Source organism: Mycobacterium sp. (assembly GCF_049281135.1).
GTDB lineage: Bacteria > Actinomycetota > Actinomycetes > Mycobacteriales > Mycobacteriaceae > Mycobacterium.
The window spans coordinates 1-1,960 of record NZ_JBAPRN010000495.1 but is presented as its reverse complement, the minus strand read 5'-3'; the positions used below and the strand labels follow the sequence as shown (position 1 = coordinate 1,960).

The window sequence follows — 1,960 nt, the reverse complement described above, 5'->3', positions numbered from 1 at the left end:
TGCCAATACCATGCGGTGGGAGTTCAGGGCACTCCCGCGCTTCCCTACAACCGTCAGACGACGCTTCACGGGCCGAATCCCTCCCCGCCGATCACCATCGTCTTCCAGCAACTCGGCGGGCACTACGCCGTCGACGTGAGTTGCCAGGGCACGGGCAATTCAGCGGCCTTCTCGCCGGTCATCTACTGATCTAAGAGCTCCGATACGACCTGGCCGAAGTTGCCACACAACCTCTGACCAGGCGTTAAAGTGCTGCTCGTGAGCAGTAACCGGGCAACCAACGGGCGGGGCCGCTGGCTGGCGTTCGGCGCGACCCTCGCCGTTTCTGCCGCCATGTTGTATGCCCAAAGCACCGAGACGCCGTGTTGCGACCGAAAACCGACGGCAGCGGCGCCCAGCGCCAGCCCGGTGGCGCTCCAACAACCCGCGCCACCGGCACCGCCGCCGCCAGCACCACCGCTGCGGGTCGCCAGCCCTGCCGAACTGAAATCGCTGACGGCTGACGCCCCGACCACGGCTCAGAGTTTCACCTTCGCGTTGCCCGCCGGCGTCGCTCCGGAGAACGGCCTTCAGGTCAAGACGATCTGGGCAGCTCGCGCCATCAGCCTGCTGTTTCCGCAGATCACGACCATCGGCGGGTACCGCCAAGACGCGTTGAGGTGGCACCCCAACGGGTTGGCGATCGACGTGATGATCCCGAACCACAACTCACCTGAAGGTATCGAACTCGGCGACCAGATAGCCGGTTATGCCCTGGCCAACGCCAAACGGTGGGGTGTCGACCACGTGATCTGGCGGCAGAAGATCTACCCCGGGATCGGCAAGCCAAGCTGGACGGCAAACCTCGGGAACGAAACCGCCAACCATTACGACCATGTGCATATCGCTACCGATGGCGGCGGTTACCCGACGGGCCACGAGACTTACTCCATCGGATCGATGAGCCCGACCCCGCCGGCCTGATCGCCGCGGGTGGCCGAAACGCACGCGACCGTCCGACGGCGGCCGTCTTAAAAGCGCCAGCCGGTAAACTGGGCCCGACCCCGAGAACTATGGAGAAACATGAAACGTCCGGTCTTCCGCTCGCTCCCGGTGGCCGCTTTCGGCATCCCGGTCACGGCGATGATTCTGGCCGCGCCTTTCGCTCACGCTCAAACTGGCATCGAGGATTCCTGTAAGGCCTCCGGTGGCCAATACACCCAGAGCCAGGTGAGCGCGCATTTCGGGCAAGACGCCCAGTTGCAGGAAACGTGCTGCACCGGCAACAAATGCACGACGTGGACCAACGGGGTCCAGGGGCCTACGTACGGCGGTTAAACCGCCCGACTGCATTGCCGCTCGCCTAACCTCTCCCTTCATGGCCGTGACTGACCGGCCACCGGAGCTAGAGGGAGATTTTCGTGGGACGAGTCGAAGGAAAAGTCGCGCTGATCACGGGCGGTGCCCGCGGAATGGGCGCCGAACACGCACGCCTCTTGCTCAGCGAAGGGGCCAAGGTCGTGATCGGCGACGTGCTCGACGACGAAGGCCATGCTGTCGCAACACAACTCGGCGACAGCGCACATTATCTACGCTTGGACGTGACACAGCCGGAGCAGTGGGCTTCGGCGGTCGCCGAGACAGTGCGGCGCTTCGGGCACCTCAACGTCCTGGTGAACAACGCCGGCGTCGCGGGCCGGAAGACGCTGCGCAAGTTCGAACTCGAACGTTGGCGCCACACCCTGGACGTCAATCTGACCGGCACTTTTCTTGGCACCCAGGCCGTGGTGGATGAAATGATCCGGTCCGGCGGGGGCTCGATCGTCAACATCTCGTCGATCGAAGGGCTGCGGGGTGCCCCGTTCGCGCACGCCTATGTCGCCTCCAAGTGGGCGGTACGGGGGCTGACCAAATCGACGGCTATCGAACTCGGGCGATACAACATCCGCGTCAACTCGGTCCATCCCGGGTTGATACGCAC

The 1,960-nt window shown here is 64.2% G+C and carries 4 protein-coding genes; all 4 read left to right on the top strand.

Features of this window, described 5'->3' with window-relative positions; all coding sequences use genetic code 11:
* The coding region (locus tag WAN02_RS19865) for a hypothetical protein (protein ID WP_422265946.1) at positions 1–189 on the top strand (189 nt) is incomplete at its 5' end.
* A gap of 69 nt (positions 190–258) precedes the next feature.
* Positions 259–963, top strand: coding sequence for a glycoside hydrolase (locus WAN02_RS19860; RefSeq protein ID WP_422265945.1), 705 nt, complete (start codon positions 259–261; stop codon positions 961–963).
* A gap of 99 nt (positions 964–1,062) precedes the next feature.
* The gene (locus tag WAN02_RS19855) at positions 1,063–1,317 is read left to right on the top strand and encodes a hypothetical protein (protein ID WP_422265944.1); all 255 of its coding nucleotides are present in this window, start codon (positions 1,063–1,065) and stop codon (positions 1,315–1,317) included.
* A gap of 83 nt (positions 1,318–1,400) precedes the next feature.
* A partial coding sequence (locus tag WAN02_RS19850; protein WP_422265943.1) for an SDR family NAD(P)-dependent oxidoreductase occupies positions 1,401–1,960 on the top strand: 560 nt, incomplete at its 3' end.